At 66.5% G+C, this 24021-nt stretch carries 24 protein-coding genes and 1 tRNA gene; 13 read left to right on the plus strand and 12 right to left on the minus strand.

The genetic code is table 11. The annotated features are described in order from the left end of the window. Positions 1-28 precede the first annotated feature (28 nt). From GQ56_RS0112190 to GQ56_RS0112205, 4 genes are all read right to left on the minus strand, one after another. Positions 29-3025: a ribonucleoside-diphosphate reductase subunit alpha gene (locus tag GQ56_RS0112190; protein ID WP_031398921.1), complete on the minus strand. Its 2997-nt coding sequence runs from the start codon at positions 3023-3025 to the stop codon at positions 29-31. A gap of 450 nt (positions 3026-3475) precedes the next feature. After that, positions 3476-4066 (minus strand): 1,6-anhydro-N-acetylmuramyl-L-alanine amidase AmpD, encoded by a 591-nt coding sequence (gene ampD / locus GQ56_RS0112195; protein ID WP_031398922.1) that lies wholly within the window; start codon positions 4064-4066, stop codon positions 3476-3478. Further along, the gene (locus GQ56_RS0112200; protein ID WP_031398923.1) at positions 4063-4353 is read right to left on the minus strand and encodes a PP0621 family protein; all 291 of its coding nucleotides are present in this window, start codon (positions 4351-4353) and stop codon (positions 4063-4065) included. Before GQ56_RS0112200 ends, ampD begins: the two co-directional genes overlap by 4 nt. 13 nt (positions 4354-4366) lie before the next feature. Beyond that, positions 4367-5260, minus strand: coding sequence for a cytochrome C assembly family protein (locus GQ56_RS0112205; protein WP_031398924.1), 894 nt, complete (start codon positions 5258-5260; stop codon positions 4367-4369). Positions 5261-5349: 89 nt separating this feature from the next. Here GQ56_RS0112205 and ffh point away from each other — a divergent pair, with 89 nt between their 5' ends. Together ffh and GQ56_RS0112215 are read left to right on the plus strand one after the other, a co-directional pair. Further along, positions 5350-6717, plus strand: a complete 1368-nt coding sequence (gene ffh, locus GQ56_RS0112210) for a signal recognition particle protein (protein ID WP_031398925.1) — start codon at positions 5350-5352, stop codon at positions 6715-6717. Positions 6718-6811: 94 nt separating this feature from the next. After that, positions 6812-7363 carry a hypoxanthine-guanine phosphoribosyltransferase gene (locus GQ56_RS0112215; protein WP_031398926.1) on the plus strand — a complete coding sequence of 184 codons (552 nt, stop codon included), beginning with the start codon at positions 6812-6814 and terminating at the stop codon, positions 7361-7363. A gap of 87 nt (positions 7364-7450) precedes the next feature. On the opposite strand, the gene GQ56_RS0112220 is transcribed toward GQ56_RS0112215, so the two are convergent. Beyond that, positions 7451-8053, minus strand: a complete 603-nt coding sequence (locus GQ56_RS0112220) for a MarC family protein (RefSeq protein WP_031398927.1) — start codon at positions 8051-8053, stop codon at positions 7451-7453. A 21-nt stretch (positions 8054-8074) separates the two neighbouring features. Beyond that, on the minus strand, positions 8075-9811 hold the full coding sequence (locus GQ56_RS0112225) for a proline--tRNA ligase (protein ID WP_031398928.1): 1737 nt from the start codon (positions 9809-9811) through the stop codon (positions 8075-8077). 218 nt (positions 9812-10029) lie between these two features. On the opposite strand from GQ56_RS0112225, the gene GQ56_RS0112230 reads away from it, so the two are divergent. Both GQ56_RS0112230 and GQ56_RS0112235 read left to right on the plus strand, forming a co-directional pair. After that, positions 10030-10677 carry an RNA pyrophosphohydrolase gene (locus GQ56_RS0112230; protein WP_031398929.1) on the plus strand — a complete coding sequence of 216 codons (648 nt, stop codon included), beginning with the start codon at positions 10030-10032 and terminating at the stop codon, positions 10675-10677. Positions 10678-10690: 13 nt separating this feature from the next. Further along, on the plus strand, positions 10691-11299 hold the full coding sequence (locus GQ56_RS0112235; RefSeq protein WP_034198053.1) for a CNP1-like family protein: 609 nt from the start codon (positions 10691-10693) through the stop codon (positions 11297-11299). Positions 11300-11395: 96 nt separating this feature from the next. On the opposite strand, the gene proB is transcribed toward GQ56_RS0112235, so the two are convergent. From proB to rplU, 4 genes are all read right to left on the minus strand, one after another. Further along, on the minus strand, positions 11396-12514 hold the full coding sequence (proB, locus tag GQ56_RS0112240; protein ID WP_031398931.1) for a glutamate 5-kinase: 1119 nt from the start codon (positions 12512-12514) through the stop codon (positions 11396-11398). Between the two features lie 76 nt (positions 12515-12590). Further along, on the minus strand, positions 12591-13703 hold the full coding sequence (gene obgE / locus GQ56_RS0112245) for a GTPase ObgE (protein ID WP_031398932.1): 1113 nt from the start codon (positions 13701-13703) through the stop codon (positions 12591-12593). A 188-nt stretch (positions 13704-13891) separates the two neighbouring features. Continuing rightward, on the minus strand, positions 13892-14155 hold the full coding sequence (gene rpmA / locus GQ56_RS0112250; RefSeq protein ID WP_006476999.1) for a 50S ribosomal protein L27: 264 nt from the start codon (positions 14153-14155) through the stop codon (positions 13892-13894). 24 nt (positions 14156-14179) lie between these two features. Then, complete coding sequence (gene rplU, locus GQ56_RS0112255; RefSeq protein WP_006025184.1) at positions 14180-14491, minus strand: 50S ribosomal protein L21; 312 nt, start codon at positions 14489-14491, stop codon at positions 14180-14182. 222 nt (positions 14492-14713) lie between these two features. Between rplU and GQ56_RS0112265 the strand changes: the two genes are divergently transcribed. The 9 genes from GQ56_RS0112265 to GQ56_RS0112305 all read left to right on the plus strand — a co-directional run bounded on the left by GQ56_RS0112265 (position 14714) and on the right by GQ56_RS0112305 (position 22625). Then, a complete protein-coding gene (locus GQ56_RS0112265) occupies positions 14714-15709 on the plus strand; it encodes a polyprenyl synthetase family protein (RefSeq protein ID WP_031398933.1) in 996 nt (331 codons plus the stop codon). Positions 15710-15887: 178 nt separating this feature from the next. Then, a tRNA-Pro gene (locus GQ56_RS0112270) sits at positions 15888-15964 on the plus strand. A 141-nt stretch (positions 15965-16105) separates the two neighbouring features. Continuing rightward, positions 16106-17398: an HlyC/CorC family transporter gene (locus tag GQ56_RS0112275; protein ID WP_031398934.1), complete on the plus strand. Its 1293-nt coding sequence runs from the start codon at positions 16106-16108 to the stop codon at positions 17396-17398. A gap of 83 nt (positions 17399-17481) precedes the next feature. Then, the gene (locus GQ56_RS0112280) at positions 17482-18759 is read left to right on the plus strand and encodes a GspE/PulE family protein (RefSeq protein WP_031398935.1); all 1278 of its coding nucleotides are present in this window, start codon (positions 17482-17484) and stop codon (positions 18757-18759) included. After that, positions 18756-19967, plus strand: a complete 1212-nt coding sequence (locus GQ56_RS0112285) for a type II secretion system F family protein (protein ID WP_031398936.1) — start codon at positions 18756-18758, stop codon at positions 19965-19967. Before GQ56_RS0112280 ends, GQ56_RS0112285 begins: the two co-directional genes overlap by 4 nt. Positions 19968-20012: 45 nt before the next feature. After that, complete coding sequence (locus tag GQ56_RS0112290; protein ID WP_031398937.1) at positions 20013-20924, plus strand: prepilin peptidase; 912 nt, start codon at positions 20013-20015, stop codon at positions 20922-20924. A 1-nt stretch (position 20925) separates the two neighbouring features. After that, the gene (coaE, locus tag GQ56_RS0112295; protein ID WP_031398938.1) at positions 20926-21534 is read left to right on the plus strand and encodes a dephospho-CoA kinase; all 609 of its coding nucleotides are present in this window, start codon (positions 20926-20928) and stop codon (positions 21532-21534) included. Between the two features lie 109 nt (positions 21535-21643). Beyond that, positions 21644-22399: a cell division protein ZapD gene (gene zapD, locus GQ56_RS0112300; RefSeq protein WP_031398939.1), complete on the plus strand. Its 756-nt coding sequence runs from the start codon at positions 21644-21646 to the stop codon at positions 22397-22399. Between the two features lie 25 nt (positions 22400-22424). Continuing rightward, positions 22425-22625 (plus strand): DNA gyrase inhibitor YacG, encoded by a 201-nt coding sequence (locus tag GQ56_RS0112305; RefSeq protein ID WP_031398940.1) that lies wholly within the window; start codon positions 22425-22427, stop codon positions 22623-22625. Between the two features lie 60 nt (positions 22626-22685). Here the strand turns inward: GQ56_RS0112305 and GQ56_RS0112310 are convergent, their stop codons facing one another. After that, positions 22686-23144 carry an NUDIX domain-containing protein gene (locus GQ56_RS0112310; RefSeq protein ID WP_031398941.1) on the minus strand — a complete coding sequence of 153 codons (459 nt, stop codon included), beginning with the start codon at positions 23142-23144 and terminating at the stop codon, positions 22686-22688. Beyond that, complete coding sequence (locus GQ56_RS0112315) at positions 23141-24010, minus strand: ATP-binding protein (RefSeq protein ID WP_031398942.1); 870 nt, start codon at positions 24008-24010, stop codon at positions 23141-23143. The genes GQ56_RS0112310 and GQ56_RS0112315 overlap by 4 nt, the downstream gene beginning before the upstream one ends. Between the last annotated feature and the right edge of the window lie 11 nt (positions 24011-24021).

Here is a 24021-nt window from a genome sequence, read left to right on the forward strand (position 1 = left end):
GAACCTTCTTCAGGTCAGGCGCACTGCGTTACTGGCACGCTTCGCACTCGTCGAAGCCGGGATCGCCCGGACGCATCGTGCACACCGGGCCGTCGGCCTCGACCGGCGCGAGTGCCGGTGCCGCGTTGATCGCACCCGACGACGCATCGCCACCCGCCGCGCCGAAGCCGCCTGCCGCGCCTTGCGCGCCGCCGCTGCCCGACCCGCCGTTCGTCGGCACCGCGTTCAGCGCGCCGTGCGCCACCGTCGATTTCTCGACGTGCGTCGCCGCCATCGTGCGGAGGTAGTAGGTCGTCTTCAGGCCGCGCAGCCATGCGAGCTTGTAGACCTCGTCGAGCTTCTTGCCCGATGCGCCGCCCATGTAGATGTTCAGCGACTGCGCCTGGTCGATCCACTTCTGGCGACGCGATGCGGCTTCGACCAGCCACGTCGGGTCGACTTCGAACGCGGTCGCGTAGATCGCGCGCAGGTCGGCCGGGATACGGTCGATGCGCGACAGCATGCCGTCGAAGTACTTCAGGTCGGCGACCATCACCTCGTCCCACAGGCCGCGCTCCTTCAGGTCGCGCACGAGGTACTCGTTCACCACCGTGAATTCGCCCGACAGGTTCGACTTCACGTACAGGTTCTGGAAGGTCGGCTCGATGCACGCCGACACGCCGATGATGTTCGAGATCGTCGCCGTCGGCGCGATCGCGACGCAGTTCGAGTTGCGCATGCCGTGCGCGGCGATCCGCGAACGCAGCGTCGTCCAGTCGAGCGACTCGGACGTGTCGACCTCGACGTAGCCGCCGCGCGCTTCCGTCAGCAGCTTCAGCGTGTCCTGCGGGAGGATGCCGCGATCCCACAGCGAGCCGCGGTAGCTCGAATAGCGGCCGCGCTCTTCGGCCAGCTCGGTCGACGCGTAATACGCGTAGTAGCAGACCGCTTCCATCGAACGGTCGGCGAACTCGACTGCCGCGTCCGACGCGTACGGCGTGCGCAGCAGGTGCAGGCAGTCCTGGAAGCCCATGATGCCCATGCCGACCGGGCGGTGCTTCAGGTTCGAGTTACGCGCCTTCGCCACCGCGTAGTAGTTGATGTCGATCACGTTGTCGAGCATGCGCATCGCGACGCGGACCGTGCGCTTCAGCTTGTCGTGGTCGAGCGCGTAGCTGCCGTCGGCCTGCTTCACCAGGTGGGCGACGAGGTTCACCGAGCCGAGGTTGCACACCGCGATTTCGGAGTCGCTCGTGTTCAGCGTGATTTCCGTGCACAGGTTCGACGAATGGACGACGCCCACGTGCTGCTGCGGCGAGCGCACGTTGCACGGATCCTTGAACGTGATCCACGGGTGGCCCGTCTCGAACAGCATGCCGAGCATCTTGCGCCAGAGCTGCTGCGCCGGGATCTTCTTGAACAGCTTGATCTCGCCGCGCGCGACCTTGTCTTCGTAAGCCGTGTAAGCCGCCTCGAATTCCGCGCCGAACTTGTCGTGCAGGTCCGGGCAGGTCGACGGCGAGAACAGCGTCCAGTCCGTGCCTTCCATCACGCGCTTCATGAACAGGTCGGGAATCCAGTTCGCCGTGTTCATGTCGTGCGTACGGCGGCGATCGTCGCCGGTGTTCTTGCGCAGCTCCAGGAACTCCTCGATGTCGAGGTGCCACGATTCGAGGTACGCGCAGACCGCGCCCTTGCGCTTGCCGCCCTGGTTGACGGCGACGGCCGTGTCGTTGACGACCTTCAGGAACGGCACCACGCCTTGCGACTTGCCGTTCGTGCCCTTGATATGCGAGCCGAGTGCGCGCACGCGCGTCCAGTCGTTGCCCAGGCCGCCGGCGAACTTCGACAGCAGCGCGTTCTCCTTCAGCGCTTCATAGATGCCGTCGAGATCGTCCGCGACCGTCGTCAGGTAGCACGACGACAGCTGCGAGCGGTGCGTGCCCGAGTTGAACAGCGTCGGCGTCGAGCTCATGAAGTCGAAGCTCGACAGCACGTTGTAGAACTCGATCGCGCGCGTTTCGCGGTCGATCTCGTTCAGCGACAGGCCCATCGCGACACGCATGAAGAATGCCTGCGGCATTTCGATGCGGGCGCCGTCGACGTGCAGGAAGTAGCGGTCGTACAGCGTCTGCAGGCCGAGGTAGCCGAACTGCAGGTCGCGGTTCGCGTCGAGCGCTTCGCCGAGGCGCTTCAGGTCGAACTGCAGCAGCTTGTCGTCGAGCAGGCCGGCGTCGACGCCGCGCTTCAGGAACTGCGGGAAATACTCCGAGTAGCGAGCCGGCATCTCGGCCTGCACCACTTCCTCGCCGAGGATCTCGCGACGGATCGTGTGCAGCAGGATGCGGGCCGTGACCTGGCTGTACGCGGGATCCTTTTCGATCATCGTGCGCGCAGCGAGGATCGCCGAGTCGTAGACCTGGCTCATCGGCACGCCGTCGTACAGGTTCTTCACCGTCTCCGCGACGATCGGGTCAGGGTTAACCGCAGCGCCGAGGCCATCGCACGCCGACACGATCAGCGCGCGCAGCGCGTTCAGGTCGAGCGGACGCGTGACGCCGTTGTCGACGACGTTGATGCCGGCGGCGTTCGATTCGCCGCCTGCTGCCACCGCTTCCTCGCCCGCATTCTGGCGCTCGAGGTGGCGCTTCTCGCGATACAGCACGTACGCACGCGCGACGTTGTGCTCGCCGCCGCGCATCAGCGCGAGTTCGACCTGATCCTGGATGTCTTCGATATGGAACGTACCGCCGTTCGGGCGGCTGCGCACGAGCGCGCGCACGACGTTCTGCGTCAGTTGCTCGACCTGTTCGCGCACGCGCGCCGATGCCGCACCCTGCCCGCCGTTGACAGCCAGGAAAGCCTTGGTCACCGCGATCGCGATCTTCGAAGGTTCGAACGACACGACGCTGCCGTTGCGGCGGATCACCTTGTAGTCGGCAAACGTGGCCTGCGGCGCGAGCGCCTTCGCGCCCTGTTCGGTCCCGCCGAGCGGACGGCTCGAGGCGCTCTCGTACTGGGACGTCGCGTTGTCGGTGGTTTGCATGTGCAAAGCTCCTGGTGTTGGATGGTGCGGAGAGAACCGCGGATTAAAACGAACGCTGCGCAACGCGGTGCGCGAGCGGTAAGAGGCGAGCGATGCGCCGGGGGAGCCGGTTCGGCCGATGCGCGACAACCGATCCGGTCGTGTGCCTCGTCATGTGTACCCTGCCCCGCCGAAATTCGCTGCGCTGATCGCGACGCCCGGACCGCCGGCCTGACGCGCCGCCCTGAGAACCCTGTCCGCCGGCACTGACCGCCGGCTGGCGCCGCTCGGGTTTCCCCTGCGACACACACTATATCTAGTGCAGAACTGCTCAACTGGCACCAAGTATAGTGGACATTCGGAGGACGTCCAAACGGTTAATTTGCGATGGAGGTCTTGACATCGCGCACGCGCAGACACGACAAGGCATTGGTCGGGGAAAAAACTTTCTCCGATCAAAAAACCCCGCGATCAGTGCTGACGGAAAGGAAAGTATCCGGCGGGAAAGCCGCCATCGCTCGCAAAGCGTTGCCAATCGAAATGCGGGCCCGGGTCGGTCTTGCGGCCCGGCGCGATGTCCGAGTGCCCCGCAAACGCGTCGACCGGATAGTGCGCGGCGAGCGCGCGGCAGAGCGCGGCGAGCATCGCGTACTGCGCGTCGTCGAACGGCACGTCGTCCGCGCCTTCGAGCTCGATGCCGATCGAGAAGTCGTTGCAGCGGGGCCTGCCGAAGAACTCGGACGAGCCCGCGTGCCACGCGCGCTCGTCGCACGACACGAACTGCACGAGTTCGCCGCCGCGGCGGATCAGGAAATGCGCGGACACGCGCACGCCGCGCAGGTGGCTCTGGTAATAGGGGTGCGCATCGCAATCGAGGCGATTCAGGAACAGCGCCTCGATCGCGTCGCCGCCGAATTCGCCGGGCGGCAGGCTGATGTTGTGGACGACCACGAGCGTCGGCACCGCGCCCGCGGGCCGCGCCTCGAAATTCGGCGACGGCGCGTGGCGCGCCTCGCGCACCCAGCCGTTCGGGTCGACCGCCAGCAGCGTCGCGCCGCTCATCGCGCCGCGTGGCGCCGGGCGTGCTCGGCGCTGCAGAAGTACTCGTCGCCCGCGGCGATGGCATCGCCCTTCGGCGCATGCACGCCGCATTCGGCACAACGCACCATCGGTTCGGGCAGCGACCGCGCGTCGCCGTTCGGGCGCGCCGCGCCGCCGGCGCCGGACGCGCCGTCGTAACCGGCGCCGCGGCCGGTACGCGCCTGCGCCTGCTCCTGGGCCTGGCGCAGCTTGCGTGCGAGCCACGAACCCGCGAAGAAAAGAAGAATCAGGAGAAGAATCTGTCGCATCGGAAACCTGCGGTCAAACCACGGAACGGTGCAGCAGCACCTCGAAAACGAACCGGCTGCCGACATACGCGAGCAGCAGCGCGGCGAACGACACGAGCACCCAGCGCGCGGCACCGCGCCCGCGCCAGCCCGACGTCTTGCGCGCAACCAGCAGGCCGCCGAACATCAGCCACGACAGGATCGCGAACACGGTCTTGTGATCGAGCCGCAGCGCGCGTGCGTCGACCTGCTCGCTGAACAGGATGCCGGACGCGAGCGTCAGCGTGAGCAGCACGAAGCCGGCGCCGATCAGGCGGAACAGCAGCTTCTCGAGCGTGAGCAGCGGCGGCAGCGTTTCGAGCCAGCTCGCGATCCAGCCCGTCGAGCCGGCGCGCCCGCCGCCTCTCAGCGACTGCAGGCGCCGCTCGACCAGCAGCATCAGGATCGCGTGCAGCGCGGCGATCGCGAACAGGCCGTAGGCGATGTTGGCGATCAGGAAATGCAGCTTGAACAGCGGCGCTGCGGCATAAGGAAGCACCCGCACGCCGCCGAACACGAGCGGCAGCAGCGACGCGCCGCACGCCAGCGGCAGCACCAGCAGGCGCAGGCTGTCGAGCGGGAAGAAGAAGCTCTCGATCCAGTAGATGCCGGCGCCGAGCCAGAACATCGCCGACAGCGCGAACGCGAAGCCGAACACCATCGCGTCGTTCGGAAAGATCGTCATGTGGAGCAGCACGCCGTGCGCGACGAGCGCGGCGAACAGCAGCGCGCGGCCGGCTCCGCTCATCCCTGACGCGGCTGACGCGGGAACCGGCACGGCCGGCACGCTCGCGACGAGCGGCGTCCCGCCCTGGCGGTGCGCGCGCCAGCCGGCGACGGCGAGACCGCCGTACAGGAATGCGGTGAGGGCATACAGTACAATATCCATGTTCGAAGTTTACACTAGGCCCCCTTCCCGCGACGGCTCCCTTTATTCGGTTCCGCCGCGCCTTCGGGCCCCACTGTCCATCGCTCCCCATGCTCGACAATCTCACTCAACGGATGGCGCGCGTCGTCAAGACGCTGCGCGGCGAGGCCCGGCTTACCGAGGCGAACACGCAGGAGATGCTCCGCGAGGTGCGTCTCGCGCTGCTGGAGGCCGACGTCTCGCTGCCGGTCGTCCGCGAATTCATCGCCAAGGTCAAGGAAAAGGCGCTCGGCGAGGAAGTGATCAGCAGCCTGTCGCCAGGCCAGGCGCTCGTCGGCGTGGTCCAGAAGGAACTGACCGCCGTGATCGGCGGCGACTACGAAGGCAAGGCCGCCGAGCTGAACCTCGCAGTCACGCCGCCCGCCGTGATCCTGATGGCCGGCCTGCAGGGCGCCGGCAAGACCACGACCGCCGGCAAGCTCGCGAAGCTGCTGCGCGAGAAGTACAAGAAGAAGGTGCTGACCGTGTCGTGCGACGTGTATCGCCCGGCCGCCATCATGCAGCTGAAAACGGTGAGCGAACAGGTCGGCGCCGACTTCTTCCCGTCCACGCCCGACCAGAAGCCCGTCGACATCGCACTCGCGGCCGTCGACTGGGCGAAGCGCCACTACCATGACGTGCTGATCGTCGACACGGCCGGCCGCCTCGGCATCGACGAGGCGATGATGCAGGAGATCGCCGCGCTGCACGCCACGCTGAAGCCTGCCGAGACGCTGTTCGTCGTCGACGCGATGCTCGGCCAGGACGCGGTCAACACCGCGAAGGCATTCAACGACACGCTGCCGCTCACCGGCGTCGTGCTGACCAAGCTCGACGGCGATTCGCGCGGCGGCGCCGCACTGTCGGTGCGCCACGTCACCGGCAAGCCGATCAAGTTCGTCGGCGTCGCCGAAAAGCTCGACGGCCTCGAGGTATTCCACCCCGACCGGATGGCGAACCGGATCCTCGGCATGGGCGACATCCTCGCGCTCGTCGAGGAGGCACAGCGCGGCGTCGACGTGCAGGCCGCGCAGAAGCTCGCAGACAAGGTCAAGAAAGGCGGCGACTTCGACCTGAACGATTTCCGCGCGCAGATCTCGCAGATGAAGAACATGGGCGGCCTGTCGTCGCTGATGGACAAGCTGCCTGCGCAATTCCAGCAGGCGGCCGCCGGCGCCGACATGGGCCAGGCCGAAAAGCAGATCCGCCGGATGGAAGGCATCATCAGCTCGATGACGCCCGCCGAGCGCGCGAAACCCGAAATCATCAAGGCGACGCGCAAGCGCCGCATTGCAGCCGGCGCGGGCGTGCCGGTGCAGGAAGTCAACCGGATGCTGAACCAGTACGACCAGATGCGTACGATGATGAAGAAGCTGAAGGGCGGCAACATGCAGAAGATGATGCGCGGCCTGAAGGGCATGATGCCCGGCATGCGCTGATTCCGCCCGCCGGCCGGCGCGCGGGTTTTTGCTGTAGCGCTCGCCGGCCGTTCTGCTTCATTCTTATTTGTATACCGACTGCCCGCCTGAACACATGAACCGCGAAGAAGCCCTCCACATTTTCGACCACTCCGAAGAGATCGTCTCGGCCGACGCCGTCAACGCGTCGATCTCCCGGATGGCCGACGCGATCCGCGCCGAGATCGGCGATGCGTTCCCGCTCGTTCTCTCGGTGATGGGCGGCGCCGCGGTGTTTACCGGGATGCTGCTGCCGCATCTCGATTTCCCGCTGGAATTCGACTACATCCACCTGACCCGCTACCGCAACACGACGCAGGGCAGCCCGGAAATGCACTGGCGCGTCGCGCCGCGCGAATCGGTGAAGGACCGGATCGTGCTCGTGCTCGACGACATCCTCGACGAAGGCGAGACGATGGCCGCGATCCGCGACCGCATCCTCGACATGGGCGCGCAGCGCTTCATGTCGGCCGTGCTGTGCGAGAAGACGCTCGCGAAGGCGAAGCCGCTGCACCCCGATTTCTGCGGCTTCTCGGTGCCGGACCGCTACGTGTTCGGCTGCGGGATGGATGCGAAGGGCTACTGGCGCAACCTGCCGACGATCCGCGCGCTCACCGCGAACGTCTGAGCCCCCCGCTGCCCGCCAGACAAATGAAAAGCGGCGCTCCGGCATCCCGGAGCGCCGCTTTCTTTCGTGGGCGCGCGCCGCCCGGCCCTACAACTGGTGTACGAACGCGCGGATACCGCCCAGCATCATTTCCACCGAGATCGCGACGAGCACGAGGCCCATCAGCCGCTCGAACGCCGCGACGGTCCGCTCGCCGATCCATTGCTGTATCCGCTCTGCCAGCACCAGCGTCACCGCGCAGACGATCATCGTGACCGTCAGCGCGCCGACCCACTCGAGCATCTTGCCCGGCGCCTGCGACGTCAGCAGCATCACCGTCGCGAGCGCGGACGGCCCGGCCAGCGCCGGAATCGCGAGCGGCACGATGAACGGCTCGCCGCCCGCGCGCGGATCGTTGCCGAGCGCGCCGTCCGGATGCGGGAAGATCATCCGCAGCGCGATCAGGAACAGCACGATCCCGCCGCCGAGCCGCAGCGACAGGTCGGTCAGGCTCATCATCCGCAGGAAGCGGTCGCCGACTACCATGAAGAACAGCAGGATCACGAACGCGATCCCGACTTCACGCAGGATCAGCTTCACGCGCCGCTCGCGCGGCACATCCCGCATGGCCGAAATGAACAGCGGGATGTTGCCGAGCGGATCGGTGATCAGCACCAGGAGCACGGTGGCCGACAGGAAGGTGTATTCCACCGCGTTCCCCGGTCGGTGCGCTTAGCGCGCGAGCGCGGCGCGGATCTTCTCCGCAACCGTCGCCGCGGCCGCGTCGGCCGGCAGCAGCGTCGCTTCGGCGTCGCGGCGGCCCTGGTACTCGATCTTGCCTTCCTTCAGGCCGCGCTCGCCGATCACGAGGCGATGCGGCACGCCGATCAGCTCCCAGTCGGCGAACATCACGCCCGGGCGCTCGCCGCGATCGTCGAGGATCACGTCGATGCCGGCCGCGGACAGTTCCGCGTACAGCTTGTCGGCCGCCTCGCGCACCATGTCGCTGCGGTCGTAGCCCATCGGGCACAGCACGACCTCGAACGGCGCGATCGACTCGGGCCAGATGATGCCGCGGTCGTCGAAGTTCTGTTCGATCGCCGCGCCGAGAATACGCGTGACGCCGACGCCGTAGCAGCCCATCAGCATCGGCTGCGGCTTGCCCGATTCGTCGAGGAACGTCGCGCCCATCGCTTCCGAGTACTTGGTGCCCAGCTGGAACACGTGGCCGACCTCGATGCCGCGGCAGATGTCGATCACGCCCTTGCCGTCCGGCGACGGATCGCCCTTCTGCACGTTGCGCACGTCGGCAACGTCCGGCTCCGGCAGATCGCGGCCCCAGTTCACGCCCGCGATGTGATAGTCGACCTCGTTCGCGCCGACGACGAAGTCGCTCATGTTCGCGACCGTGCGGTCCGCGATCACCTTCACGGGCTTCTTCGTGCCGACCGGGCCGAGGTAGCCCGGCGGCGTACCGAACCACTCGACGATTTCCTGCTCGGTCGCGAAGCGGTGGTTCTTCAGGCCCGGCAGCTTCGACACCTTGATCTCGTTCAGGTCGTGATCGCCGCGCAGCATCACGAGCCAGATGGTCGGCTCGGCGCCTTCGTTGTCGGTCGCGAGCACGATCGACTTGATCGTGCGCTCGAGCGGGATCGCCAGCAGCTCGGCCACGGCTTCGCACTTCGCCTTGCCGGGCGTCGCGACCTTCGCCATCGCTTCGGACGGCGCCGCGCGCTCGTGCGTCAGCGGCAGCGCTTCGGCCGCCTCGACGTTCGCCGCGAATTCGGACGTCGGGCAGTACGCGATCGCGTCCTCGCCGGTGTCGGCGATCACGTGGAATTCATGCGAGAAGTTGCCGCCGATCGAGCCGCTGTCGGCCGCGACCGCACGGAACTCCAGGCCGAGGCGCGTGAAGATGCGCACGTACGCGTCGTACATCTTGCGATACGACTCGTTCAGGCCCGCCGCGTCCTTGTCGAACGAATACGCGTCCTTCATGATGAATTCGCGGCCGCGCATCACGCCGAAGCGCGGACGGATCTCGTCGCGGAACTTCGTCTGGATCTGGTAGAAGTTCACCGGCATCTGCCGGTAGCTCTTGATCTGGTTGCGCGCGATGTCGGTGATGACTTCCTCGTGCGTCGGCCCGATCACGAAGTCGTTGTCCTTGCGGTCCTTGAAGCGCAGCAGCTCGGGGCCGTATTGCTCCCAGCGGCCCGATTCCTGCCACAGCTCGGCCGGCTGCACTGCCGGCATCAGCAGCTCGATGGCGCCCGCCCGGTTCATTTCCTCGCGCACGATCGCCTCGACCTTGCGAATCGAACGCAGGCCGACCGGCAGGTAGTTATAGATGCCGCCGGCGACGCGGCGGATCATGCCGGCGCGGACCATCAGCTTGTGGCTGACGATCTCCGCGTCGGCGGGAGCTTCTTTCAGGGTGCCGATAAAGAAACGGGAAGCTTTCATGCGGACGGTTCCAAAAACGGCGCCCCCAGGCGGGGCGCCCGAAAAAGTTTCAAGGAGAAAAAGCTGCGCGCGACGAACGGCGATGGCGCAGATGACTTAGCAGACTAATCAGGGACAATTCAACCGGCACGCCTCGCGCGGATTCGCTCCGTCACGGTGCGCAGCGCCCGTTATCTGTTTATAATCAAAGCAATTTTAAAGGATTCGAAGGTGGTTGTATGCTGGATCGTGAAGGCTTTCGCCCGAACGTCGGCATCATCCTCTTGAACGCGCGCAACGAGGTGTTTTGGGGCAAGCGGCTCCGCGAGCACTCCTGGCAGTTTCCTCAAGGTGGGATCAAGTATGGCGAGACCCCCATGCAGGCGATGTACCGGGAACTGCACGAGGAAACGGGCCTGCATCCGGAACACGTCAAGATAATCGGCCGCACCCGCGACTGGTTGCGTTACGAGGTGCCTGACAAGTTCATCAAGCGCGAGGTACGCGGTCATTACCGCGGCCAGAAGCAGATCTGGTTCCTGCTGCGGATGGTTGGACGCGATTGCGACATTTGCTTGCGCGCGACCGACCACCCGGAGTTCGATGCGTGGCGCTGGAACGAGTACTGGGTGCCGCTCGATGCGGTGATCGAGTTCAAGCGGGATGTCTATCAGTTGGCGCTGACGGAACTGTCGCGCTTCCTGCGCCGCCCGGCGCAGCGAGCCGAGAAGCCGCGCGGGCCGCGTCTGTCGCGCTATCCGCGCGTCATTGGCGCATCGTCCGAGCAAACGCTGACGATTGTCGACACATCGATAGTCTGTTCGGAGATCGAAGTGGAAGCGAGCACGCTCGACGCGATGCCGCCCCACCTGATCATCGGCAAATGACGAATCGAACTGCATGACCGGGCGCGACCTTGGTGTCGCGCCCTTTTTTTACGAGGAATGCATATTGAAAGCGATTGCTCTCGCGCTCGCATCGATTGCCGCGGCGGCCACGCTGGCAGGTTGCGCGAATTCGAAGACGCCCACCAACAAGGATGACAGCGCGTTCGTGTATCTGCTGGACCGCCAGGGCAACTGGAAGGAAAACGCGGTCGACTCGCTGCCGCCGCTGCCGCAGGCGGGCGACCTGCTGCCGTTCAACGTATCGCAGAACACGCCGCTCAAGTTCTTCGTCGACGCGAAGTCGCTCGCGGTCGGCACCGATGGCGTCGTGCGCTACGCGGTTGTCGTCACGAGCCCCGCCGGCGCGCGCAACGTGAATTACGAGGGCATCCGCTGCGACACCTACGAATGGCGTCAGTACGCCGCCCTGAATTCCGACCACGACGGCTGGGATCGCACGGTCGAGAACGACTGGCAGCGCATCGAGAACGGCGAGCTGAACGCCTACCATTCCGCGCTCTATCAGGACTACTTCTGCGCGAACAAGATGCCGCAGGGCTCGACCCGGCAGATCCTGGAGAACATCCGGTTCCATCGCACCGCGATGACGCAGTTGCGCTGACGGTGCGCAGGGCCGCCCGCCCGCTCACCCCGCTCGAATGAAAAAGCCCGCATCAAGCGGGCTTTTTCATGTGGCGACGGGCACCGGAACGCAGGGTCATACCAGCACGAGGTTGTCGCGGTGGATCAGTTCGGGTTCCAGCATGTAGCCGAGCACGGATTCGATCTCGCCGCTCGGCTTGCGATGAATCAGTTTCGCCTCCGCACTGCTGTAGTTCGTCAGCCCGCGCGCCACTTCACGCCCGTCGGGGCCGACACACGCGATGACCTCACCGCGCGCGAACGCGCCCTGCACGCCCGTCACGCCGATCGGCAGCAGGCTCTTGCCGCCGGCCGTCAGCTTCTCGACCGCGCCCGCATCGATCACGACATGGCCACGCACCTGCAGATGGTCGGCCATCCACTGCTTGCGCGCCGCCATCCGCGCGGTACGCGCGATCAGCTGCGTGCCGATCGCCTCGCCGGCCGCCAGACGCACGAGCACATCGGCCTCCCGGCCGCTCGCGATGACCGTATTCGCGCCGCTGTGTGCCGCGCGCTTCGCCGCGAGGATCTTCGTCAGCATGCCGCCACGGCCGAGGCTCGAGCCCGCGCCGCCCGCCATCGCCTCGAGCTCCGGTGCGCCGGCATTGGCTTCGGCAACGAGCGTCGCGCCCGGATCCTTGCGCGGATCGGCCGTGAACAGCCCCGACTGGTCGGTCAGGATGATCAGCGCATCGCCTTCGATCAGGTTCGCGACGAGTGCGCCGAGCGTGTCGTTGTCGCCGAACTTGATTTCGTCGGTGACGACCGTGTCGTTCTCGTTGATGATCGGCACGACGCCGAGCCTCAGCAGCGTGAGCAGCGTCGAACGCGCGTTCAGGTAACGCTCGCGGTCCGCCAGGTCGGCATGCGTGAGCAGGATCTGCGCGGTGCGGATGTCGTGCTCGGTGAAGCGGCTCTCGTAGACTTGCGCGAGCCCCATCTGGCCGACTGCGGCGGCGGCCTGCAGCTCGTCGATTTCCCGCGGCCGCTTGCTCCAGCCGAGCCGTTGCATCCCCTCGGCAATCGCGCCCGAACTGACCAGCACGACCTCCTTGCCCTGTGCGCGCAGCGCGGCAATCTGGGCCGCCCAGCGGCCGATTGCCGCATGATCGAGCCCCTTGCCGTCGTTGGTCACGAGGCTGGAGCCCACCTTCACCACCAATCGCTTCGAATCCGCGATGATCGAACGCATCCTGCCGTGTCTCCTGTATCTGATGCGCGATTGAACGCCGACGCCGGGCAACACGCCCGACGCACTCCGGGACCGCTCAGGCGTCGTCGCCCGGCGTCGCACCGCCGCTCGCGGGCGGCGTGTCGCGAAAACGCACGTCCGCCGCGAGATCTTCCGCCTCCGCCTCGCGATGCGCGTCCGAATGTTCGGCGAGATAGTCGTAGATCGCGTAGCACAGCGCTTCGCAGCCCTGGCCCGTCAGCGCCGAAATCTCGAACACGGAGCCGTCCCAGCCGAAGCGCTCCAGGAAATCCGCGACGCGCGCCTTGCGCTCGTCTTCCGGCACCATGTCGAGTTTGTTGAGCACGAGCCAGCGCGGCTTCTCGTAGAGCGCCTCGTCATACTTGCGCAGTTCGCCGACGATCGCGGTCGCTTCCGCGACCGGATCGACGCTTTCGTCGAACGGCGCGAGATCGACGAGATGCAGCAGCACGCCGGTGCGCTGCAGGTGACGCAGGAACTGATGGCCGAGGCCCGCGCCTTCGGCGGCGCCCTCGATCAGCCCCGGAATGTCGGCAATCACGAAGCTCTTGCTCGGGCCGACGCGCACCACGCCGAGATTCGGCGCGAGCGTCGTGAACGGGTAATCGGCGATCTTCGGCTTCGCGTTCGACACCGACGAGATGAACGTCGACTTGCCCGCGTTCGGCATGCCGAGCAGGCCGACGTCGGCCAGCACTTTCAGCTCGAGCCTCAGCATGCGGCGCTCGCCGGGCTTGCCGTCCGTCTTCTGGCGCGGCGCGCGGTTCGTACTCGACTTGAAATGCAGGTTGCCGAGCCCGCCGGCGCCCCCCTGCGCGAGCATCACCTGCTGGTCGTGCTCGGTCAGGTCGGCGATCAGCTCGCCGGTATCCATGTCGTTGATGATCGTGCCGACCGGCATGCGCAGCGTGACGTCGTCGCCGCCCTTGCCGTAGCAATCCGAGCCGCGGCCGTTTTCGCCGTTGCGCGCCAGATGCTTCTTCGCGTAACGGTAGTCGATCAGCGTGTTGATGTTGCGGTCGGCGATTGCATAGACGCTACCGCCCCGGCCGCCGTCGCCGCCGTCCGGCCCGCCGAACGGGACGAATTTCTCGCGGCGCATCGACGCACTGCCATCGCCTCCGTCTCCGGCGATGACTTCGATTCGTGCTTCGTCAATGAACTTCATTCGTCACTCCGCCCAGTATTTCCGCTATTGTGCCGCGCACCGGCGCGCTTGAACAATCTGCCATTCGGCCGATCGTACGCCGGTTGCGCGATAGTCGCCGGAACGCACACGCGTCCGGCGGCCAAATAAAAAAAGGCCCCGCGAAGACTGCGGGGCCTTTCGGCTACGAAGCCCGTGGGTGCCTGAACTTAGGCAGCCGCCGGGACAACGATGACCAGATGCTTCTTGTCCGCGCCCTTCGTCGCGAACTTGACGTGACCGTCGACCAGCGCGAACAGGGTGTGATCCTTGCCCATGCCGACGTTCTCGCCTGCGTGCATGCGCGTGCCGCGCTGACGCACGATGATGCCGCCGGCATTGATTGCCTGGCCGCCGTACACTTTCACGCCGAGACGTTTCGACTCGGAGTCGCGGCCGTTCCGGGAAGAGCCGCCTGCCTTTTTGTGTGCCATCTGATTGCTCCTTTACCGAGGCGCTTACGCGTTGATCGCGTCGATGCGCAGCTCAGTGTAGTTCTGGCGGTGGCCGCCGTGCTTTTGGTAGTGCTTCCGGCGACGCATCTTGAAGATGGTGACCTTGGCATGACGACCGTGCGACACAACGGTGGCCTTGACGGAAGCCCCACTGACCAGCGGCGTACCGAACTTAATCGATTCGCCTTCGCCCACTGCGAGAACCTGGTCGAGCGTGATTTCAGCGTCAATGTCAGCCGGTATCTGTTCTACTTTGAGTTTTTCGCCAACGGCAACCTTGTACTGCTTGCCGCCGGTTTTTATGACCGCGTACATTGAGAACCTCACTCTGGATCCAATTTTTCCGCACACCACGCGCGGAAAACACGTGATTATACATGGGGTTAGCAACGAAGTCAAAACCGATCGACGATTACCGTACGGATTGCCGTGTGCGGGCCCTGGCCGGATGGCCAAATTCACTACTGCGGCGAGTGCGACAGACCGGGAGATCGCGGATTCGACTTATAATCCGCCGCATCACCCAATTCCATCATCATGTCGTCGTCCACCGCCTCCCCCACCCTCAGCGCCGCCCACCTGCTCGCTCCGATCACGAGTGACATGGAGCAGGTGAATCGCGTTATCCGGCAAAGCCTCGCGTCCGACGTCCTGCTGATCAACCAGATCGCCGAGTACATCATCGGCGCGGGCGGCAAGCGGCTGCGTCCGGCGTTGCTGCTGCTCGTCGCCGGCGCGCTCGGCGAGACCTCGCACCAGCGGCACGTGCTGGCCGCCGTCGTCGAGTTCATCCACACGGCCACGCTGCTGCACGACGACGTCGTCGACGAATCCGAGCTGCGCCGCGGCCGCCAGACCGCCAACGCGCTGTTCGGCAACGCCGCGAGCGTGCTGGTAGGCGACTACCTCTACTCGCGCTCGTTCGAGATGATGGTCGGCGTCGGCAAGATGCGCGTGATGGAAATCCTGTCCGAAGCAACGACGATCATTTCCGAAGGCGAGGTGCTGCAGCTCCTCAACATGCACGACGCGGACGTCGACGAAACGCGCTACATGCAGGTGATCCGCTACAAGACCGCCAAGCTGTTCGAGGCGTCGGCTCGCCTGGGTGCGGTGCTCGCGGGCGCCGATGCGCCGACCGAGGCCGCCGCGGCCGAATACGGCCGCCGGATCGGCACCGCGTTCCAGATCATGGACGACTGGCTCGACTACGCGGGCACCGTCGAGGCAATGGGCAAGAACGCGGGCGACGACCTGCGCGAAGGCAAGCCGACGCTGCCGCTCATCTATCTGATCGAGCGCGGCACGCCCGAGCAATCGGCGCTGGCCCGCGAGGCAATCGAACAGGGCGGCACCGATCGCTTCGATACGATCTTCGACGCGATCACGCGCTCGGGCGCACTGGATCACACACTGGAATGCGCGCGCCAGGAAGCGCAGGCGGCAGCAGCAGCGATCGCCGCATTCCCGGATTCGATCTACAAGGAAAGCCTGCTCGCGCTGTGCTCGTACTCGACGTCGCGGCAGTCGTAAGCGCGTGACGTGCGTCGCCGCCACCGCGCGACGACGCACTTTCGACACGGATCTTCATCTGTCTCGAAAATTTTCTTCGCAAAGGTATTCCCTTTTCGAAAAAACATCGTTATAGTTATGTTCTTGCTCGACGACGCAGCGGTCTTGAAGAAGACTGCGAAATCGGAAGAGTCCAAATCGGGGTGTAGCTTAGCCTGGTAGAGCGCTACGTTCGGGACGTAGAGGCCGGAGGTTCGAATCCTCTCACCCCGACCAGATTTGTAAAAACCGTGCACTGCGTGCACGGTTTTTTTTCGTCCGGCCGCCGCGAGTCCGTCGTGTCGTGCGCGACACATCGCGGTCGCCGGCCTCTGCTATATTCCCTCCATTCCTGTCCTTCACTGCCCTTTCCGACGCGTGGACCAAATTCCCTTATGGGCGCAAATCGGCGCCGTCTTCCTGCTTCTCCTCTGTTCCAGCTTCTTTTCCATTTCCGAGACCGCGATGATGGCGCTCAATCGCCATCGGCTGAAGCATCTCGCCGGCCAGGGCGCGCTCGGAGCGAAAACCACGCAGGGCCTGCTGACGCGCACTGACCTGCTGCTCAGCGTGATCCTGATCGGCAACAACCTGTTCAACACGATCATCCCGGTCCTGACGACGTCGCTGGCGCTGCATACGTTCGGCCGCAACAATCTCGCACTGTCGATCGCCACCGGCATCGTCGCGTTCCTGATCATCGTGTTCGCGGAAATCGCGCCGAAGATCGTCGGCGCGACCTTCCCCGAACGCATCGCGCTGCCTGCGAGCCTCGTGATCGCCCCGCTGATGCGCGTGTTCAAGCCGGTCGTCTGGTTCGTCAACGCGCTCGCAAACGGCGTGCTGTGGCTGCTGCGCATCAACACGAAGAAAGGCCGCGACCAGCGGATGTCGGCCGACGAGCTGCGGGCCATCGTGCTCGAGTCGAGCAGCTTCATGCCGACCAAGCATCGCAGCATCCTGCTCAACCTGTTCGACCTCGAGAACATCACGGTCGACGACGTGATGGTGCCGCGCCGCCAGATCGAGTCGCTCAACTTCTACGCGCCGCTCGACGACATCCTCCACCAGCTCGAGACCTGCTATCACAACAAGCTGGTCGTCTATGAAGGCGACATCGACAAGGTGCTCGGCGTGCTGCACGTTCGCAAGACGCTGACCGCGCTGCACAACCAGGATTTCGACCGCGAAACGCTGCGCACGCTGCTTGCCGAGCCGTATTACGTGCCGTCGGGCACGCCGGTGGTCCAGCAGCTCCAGTTCTTCCAGGAGAGCCGGCATCGCACCGCGCTCGTCGTCAACGAGTACGGCGAGCTCGAAGGGCTCGTCACGCCCGAGGACATCATCGAGGAGCTGATCGGCGAATTCACGACGTCGATGCCGCGCAGCGAGCGTGCGGGCGGCTGGGACGAGAACGGCGAATGCATCGTCTCGGCCAGCATGCCGCTGCGCGAACTGAATCGCTGGCTGCACCTGAAGCTGCCGACCGACGGGCCGAAGACGCTGAACGGCCTGGTTCTCGAAATCCTCGAGGAAATCCCGGAAGACGACGTGTGCCTGAAAATCGGCGACGTGATGCTCGAAGTGATGCGCAGCGACGACCAGGCCGTCCGCACGGTCAAGCTCTTCAAGCCGCGCGCCACGCGCACCGCACGCGCCGCCACGCACTAGCCGAACGGCCGACTACCGGCACCGCCCGCGACGCGCGACCATCTGCGGGTCACGTTCAACAGGCGGCCCGCGGGTCGGCTCACATGCATTTTTCTCCTCCCGGCGCGCCGCTGCGCACGCAGCCGCCGCCCGCCCGCTCCGATGCATCGCCCGCCGCGGCACTGCGCGCGCTCGACGCCGCCCAGCTCGACGACGCGCCGGCCGTGCGGCTGCTGACGGACACGCTTCACGCCGCACGCGTGCGCGATGCATCCGACATCCACGTCGAACCGTTCGAGGCCGGCTGGCGCATCCGCCTGCGCATCGACGGCGTGCTGCATGAACACGCGCGGCCGCCCCTTCATCTGCGCGACGCGCTCGTGACGCGAGTCAAGGTCCTGGCGCGCATGGACATCGCTGAACGGCGGCTGCCGCAGGACGGCAGGCTGCGCCTCTCGATCGACGGCGGCACGCGCGGCGACTACCGGGTCAGCTCGCTGCCCACCATGTTCGGCGAAAAGCTCGTGCTGCGGCGCCTCGAAACGCTGCCGCCCGACCTCACGCTCGCGCGTCTCGGCTTCGATGCGCAGCAGACGGCCGCGATGGAGGCCGCGATACGCGCTCCGCATGGCCTCGTGCTCGTCACGGGCCCGACCGGCAGCGGCAAGACGCTGTCGCTCTACTGCGCGCTGCAGATGCTCGATCGCGACACGCACAACGTCTGCACGGTGGAAGATCCCGCCGAGATCCAGCTCGACGGCATCAGCCAGGTCGGCGTCGCCGAAAAAGCAGGGCTCACGTTCGCGACGGCGCTGCGCGCGCTGCTGCGGCAGGACCCGGACATCATCATGGTCGGCGAGATTCGCGACGCGGAAACGGCCGACGTCGCGATCAAGGCCGCGCAGACCGGCCATCTCGTGCTGTCGACACTGCATACGAACGACGCGCCGGCCGCCGTCGCACGGCTGCTCGACATCGGCGTCGCGCCGTACAACCTCGCGGCCGCGCTGCACCTCGTCACTGCACAGCGTCTCGTCCGACGGCTGTGCACCGCCTGCCGCGTGCACTCTGACGCACCGCCGGCCGTACTCCGGGAAGCCGGCTGCGACCCGGCGGCGCTCGCCACCGGCTGGCGGCCGTTCGTCGCGCGAGGCTGTCCGGCCTGTCACGGCATCGGCTATCGCGGCCGCGTCGGCCTGCATCAGACGATGCCGGTATCGCCCAGGCTGGCGGAGCGCATCGTCACGCGCGCAAGCGCCGGCGAACTCGCGCAGTGTGCGGCGACCGAAGGCATGCGCAATCTGCGCGACGCGGCACTCGCGCGCGTGCGGGACGGCACGACGAGCCTCGCGGAAGCCATCGCCGCGACACCTGCGGCATGAATGTGCACACGCCGCCGCGCGAAACCCGCTTCGCGTGGCGCGGCCGCCGTCGCGACGGCGCGCCGCGGCGCGGAATCGTCATCGCGTTCGACGGTGCGGCTGCCCGCGCCGCACTCGCGCGCGACGGCATCGCGGTGCTGTCGCTCGCCGCGCGCGGGCCGGCCCGGCCGCCAGCGGCGGGCACACGGGACGTCACGCGCTTCACGCGCCAGCTGGCGAGCCTGCTGCAGGCCGGGCTGCCGCTCGCGCCGTCGCTCGAGATGCTCGCGCGCACGCGAGCGCGCGGCGGCCTGCCGCGCATCGCCGCGGGCCTCGCCCGAGAAATCGTCGGCGGCCGGCGCTTCGCCGAAGCGCTCGCACGCTATCCGTCGCAATTCGGCATGCTGTATCGCCAGTTGATCGAGGTCGGCGAAGCGTCCGGTTCGCTCGGCATCGTGCTGACGCGAGTCGCGGAGCACCGCGAGCGCGCCGACGCGCAGCAGCGCAAGCTGCGGGCCGCACTCGCCTATCCAGCGGCCGTGATCCTGTTCGCGCTCGCGATCTCGGCCGCATTGATGGTGTGGGTCGTGCCGACCTTCCGGCAAATCTTCGACGGCTTCGGTGCCGCACTGCCGGCGCCGACCCGCGCGCTGCTCGCGCTGTCCGCCGCCCTGTCGGCGTGGGGCGGCGTGCTCGTTGCCGGGATCGCGGCAGCCGGGCTGGCCGCCCGTCACGCGCTTCGGCGGTCGGCGGCGCTGCGCCACGAGCTCGCGCGGCATCTGCTGCACGCCCCGTTCGCCGGCAGCGCGCTCGGGCAGTTCGCGGCCGCGCGCTGGTGCCGCTCGCTTGCGACGCTGCTCGGCGCCGGCGTGCCGCTCGCCGATGCCTTCGCCACGCTCGAGCGCACCGCCGGCCATCCGGTGTTCGCGCGCGCCACCGTCGACATCGCGGCACGCGTACTGCGCGGCGCTCGCCTCGCGGATGCGATGCAGTCGGCCGGCTGCTTTCCGGACGACGTCGTCCAGCCGATCGCCGTGGCCGAGGAAACCGGTACGCTCGATACGATGCTCGCCGATATCGCCGCGCTATGCGAACGCCAGCTCGACACACGTCTCGATGCACTCGGCGCGCTCGGCGAACCGCTGATCGTGATCGTGCTGGGCGCCCTCGTCGGCGGCCTCGTGATCGCGATGTACCTGCCCATCCTTCAGCTCGGCAACGTGGTGTAGCATCGCAACCGATTCTGTCGCCTTTTAGTCCCGACCTTGAGCCTCATGACGCCAGCGCCCCTGTACGCCGTTCCCGATTCGCCCGAGAGCATGCTGCTCGCGCTGGCGATGCTGCCGCACGCGGTGCAGTATGCGTTCGCGGTCGTCATCGGCCTTTGCGTCGGCAGCTTCCTGAACGTGGTCGTGCACCGGCTGCCCGTGATGATGCAGCGCGCTTGGCAGGCCGAGATCGCCGAAGCCACGGGCAACGCACGCGCCGCCCCCGACGACGGCTACCCGCCGCGCTACGATCTGTGGCGGCCGCGCAGCGCATGCCCGCATTGCGGCCACGTGCTGCGCGCGTGGGAAAACATCCCGCTCGTCAGCTACCTGGTGTTGCGCGGACGCTGCCGACGCTGCGGCCATGCGATCGGCATCCGTTATCCGCTCGTCGAGCTCGTGTGCGCACTGCTCGCCGCCGGCTCGCTCGCGGCGTTCGGCCCGACCGTCGCGGCCCTCGCCGCCTTCGCTCTGTGCGCCGCGCTGCTCGCGATGAGCGCGATCGACATCCGGACCGGCTATCTGCCCGACTCGATGACGCTGCCGCTCCTCTGGGCCGGGCTCTTGCTGAACCTCGGCCACACGTTCGTCTCCCTGCGCTCGGCCGTGGTCGGGGCCATGGCCGGCTACCTGTTCCTGTGGTCGATCTACTGGCTGTTCAAATGGCTGCGCGGCATCGAGGGCATCGGCTTCGGCGACCTGAAGCTGCTCGCCGCGCTCGGCGCCTGGATGGGCTGGGTCGCACTGCCGCAGGTCGTCCTGTTCGCTGCGGTGACGGGCGCGATCGTCGGGCTCGTCGCAACCTGGCGCGGCCGCATGCGCTTCGAGGAGCCGATTCCATTCGGCCCGTTCCTCGCAGCAGGCGGCGCCGCGACCCTGTTTTTCGGCACCCCTTTTTATTCGGCGCTCGGAGGCTGACATGTTCGCAGTGGGGCTCACCGGCGGTATCGGCAGCGGCAAGACAACCGTCGCCGACCTGTTCGCCGCGCGCGGCGCGTCGCTGGTCGATACCGATCTGATCGCCCATCGCATCACCGCACCGGGCGGCCTGGCGATGCCCGCGATCGAACACGCATTCGGCCAGGGCTTCGTTGCCGCCGACGGCTCCCTCGACCGCGCGAAGATGCGTGCCCTGATCTTCAGCGACGACGCCGCGCGCCGGCGCCTCGAAGCGATCACGCATCCGCTGATTCGCGCGGAGACCGATCGCGAAACGCGCGAAGCGCGGGGCCCGTACGTCATGTTCGTCGTGCCGCTGCTGGTCGAGTCCGGCAACTGGAAGGCGCGCAGCGATCGCGTGCTCGTCGTCGATTGCCCGGTCGAAACGCAGATCGCGCGCGTGATGCGGCGCAACGGCTTCGCGCGCGAGCAGGTCGAAGCAATCATCGCGAAGCAGGCGACGCGCGAAGACCGTCTCGCCGCCGCCGACGACGTGATCGTCAACGACGCGACGACACCCGATGCGCTCGCCGCGCAGGTCGACGCGCTGCACCAACGCTATCTCGGGTTCGCGGCCGCCGCGCCCTGAGTGTCGGGCGCCATTGCGATGGCGTACGAAATTGGTGCGTTGCTAGGGTAGAGAGTGGGCATTAGAATGTCCTGCATTGTTTCAATCCCTACCCGAGAGGCGAGCGCGCTTGATTCTTTACGAGTATCCGTTCAACGAGCGAATTCGCACGCTGTTGCGCCTCGAAGATCTCTTCGAGCGCTTCGCGTTCTTTTTGGCTCAGGAGGACCCGCGTGAACATCACGTCGCGCTGACGACGCTGTTCGAAATCGCCGAGGTAACGGGCCGCGCGGACCTGAAATCGGATCTGATGAAGGAGCTCGAACGTCAGCGCCAGACGCTCGCTCCCTTTCGCGGCAATCCGGGCATCGAGCAGAACGCGCTCGAAGCCGTGCTTGGCGAAATCGAGCAAACGCTCGCGAATCTCGCGCAAATGCAGGGCAAGACCGGTCAGCACCTCGTCGACAACGAGTGGCTCGCCAGCATCCGCAGCCGTGCAGTGATTCCCGGCGGCACCTGCAAGTTCGACCTGCCGTCGTACTACGCATGGCAGCAATGGCCCGCCGAGCAGCGGCGCCAGGACATCGCGAAATGGATCATGCCGATGCTGCCGCTGCGCGACGCGGTAACGATCGTGCTGCGGCTTGCGCGCGAATCGGGCCAGGCGTCGAAGGTCATGGCGATGCAGGGCAGCTACCAGCAAATGCTGTCGGGTCGCACCTATCAGTTGATGCAGGTGCGCGTGCCGCCGGAGCTGCGCGTCATTCCCGAGGCGAGCGCCAACAAATACATGCTGTGGGTACGGTTCACCACGCAGGACGGCGATGTGCGGCCGCGCGCGGTGGACATCGACGTGCCGTTCCATCTGACACTGTGCAATCTGTAACGGCCGCGTGCCGGATCGCTTTCGTATGACTACCGTTGTGAAATGCCCGTCGTGCGGCGCCGAAGTGCGCTGGACGCCTGAAAGCCAGTTCAGGCCATTCTGTTCGGCCCGCTGCAAGCAGTTCGACCTCGGCGCGTGGGCCGCGGAAAAGTACCGGATCGGCGGCTCCTCGGACGAGGGCCCGTCGTCCGAGGAAGAAGGCTCGGACGGCCGCCGCGACAGCTGAGCGGCGCGCAGCGGCGCCCTCCAGTGATATGGCCCGCCTTTGCGGCGGGCAGCAGCGGCGTCAGTTCGACGCGGTTTCCTGCGCGAGCAGTTCGAGCACCGGCAGCGCGGCCGGCAGCAGCGGCGCAACGTCGACAGGCAGCGCCTGCCACACGAACGCCTGGCCTTCCTTGCTGTGCGGCTCGCCCGTCCAGCCCGTCACCTTGCAGAAATACAGCCGCACGTACGCATGCGGATAGTCGTGCTCGAGCGTGTGCCAGCGATGGCTCGCCGTGACTTCGATGCCGAGTTCCTCGTGCAGTTCGCGCGCCAGCGCGTCCTCGACGCTTTCGCCGGCCTCCAGCTTGCCGCCCGGGAACTCCCAGTAACCTTCATACGGCTTGCCCAGCAGCCGTTGCGCGAGCAGATAGCGGCAGCCGCCGGCCGTGCCGTCCGGCTGCACCATCACGCCGACCGCGACTTCCGTCACCTTGCGGCCATCCGGCGCACGCACGGCGCCCTGTGCGAGATCCACGCTCATGCCTGCTCCTTGCGCCCCGACCAGTCACGCGCGAACTGCCACGCGACGCGCCCCGACCGCGAACCGCGCTCGAGTGCCCACACGAGCGCGTCGCCGCGAGCGGTCTCGATTTCGGCTTCCGGGCAGCCGAAGTGGCGCAGCCAGTGCGCGACGATGTCGAGGTAATCGTCCTGCTTGAACGGATAGAAGCTGACCCACAGACCGAAGCGCTCCGACAGCGAGATCTTCTCCTCGACGACTTCGCCGGGGTGAATCTCGCCGTCCGGGAGATGCTTGTAAGTCTCGTTGTCGCTCATGTACTCGGGCAGCAGATGGCGGCGATTCGACGTCGCGTAGATCAGCACGTTGTCCGACTGCGCGGCGATCGAACCGTCGAGCGCGACCTTCAGCGCCTTGTAACCCGATTCGCCCTCTTCGAACGACAGGTCGTCGCAAAACACGATGAAACGCTCGGGACGCTGCGAGATCAGATCGACGATGTCACCGAGATCGTGCAGGTCGTCCTTGTCGACTTCGATCAGGCGCAGCCCGTCCTTCGCATACGCGTTCAGGCACGCCTTGATCAGCGACGACTTGCCGGTGCCGCGCGCGCCGGTGAGCAGCACGTTGTTGGCCGGCTTCTGCTGCACGAACTGCCGCGTGTTCTGGTCGATCAACCCTTTCTGGCGATCGATGTTGTGCAGATCGCCGAGCGTGATCGAAGACACGGCCGGCACCGGCTGCAGGTAGCCGCGCCCCTGGCGCTTACGCCAGCGGAAAGCATGCGCGGCGTTCCAGTCGACGGCCGCCGGCGCGGGCGGCAGCATCCCTTCGAGGCGGCCGAGCAGCGCTTCGGCCCGCGTCAGAAATTGTTCGAGCTTGTCCATGTCGTTCGGGC

Source organism: Burkholderia paludis (assembly GCF_000732615.1).
Classification (GTDB): Bacteria; Pseudomonadota; Gammaproteobacteria; order Burkholderiales; family Burkholderiaceae; genus Burkholderia; species Burkholderia paludis.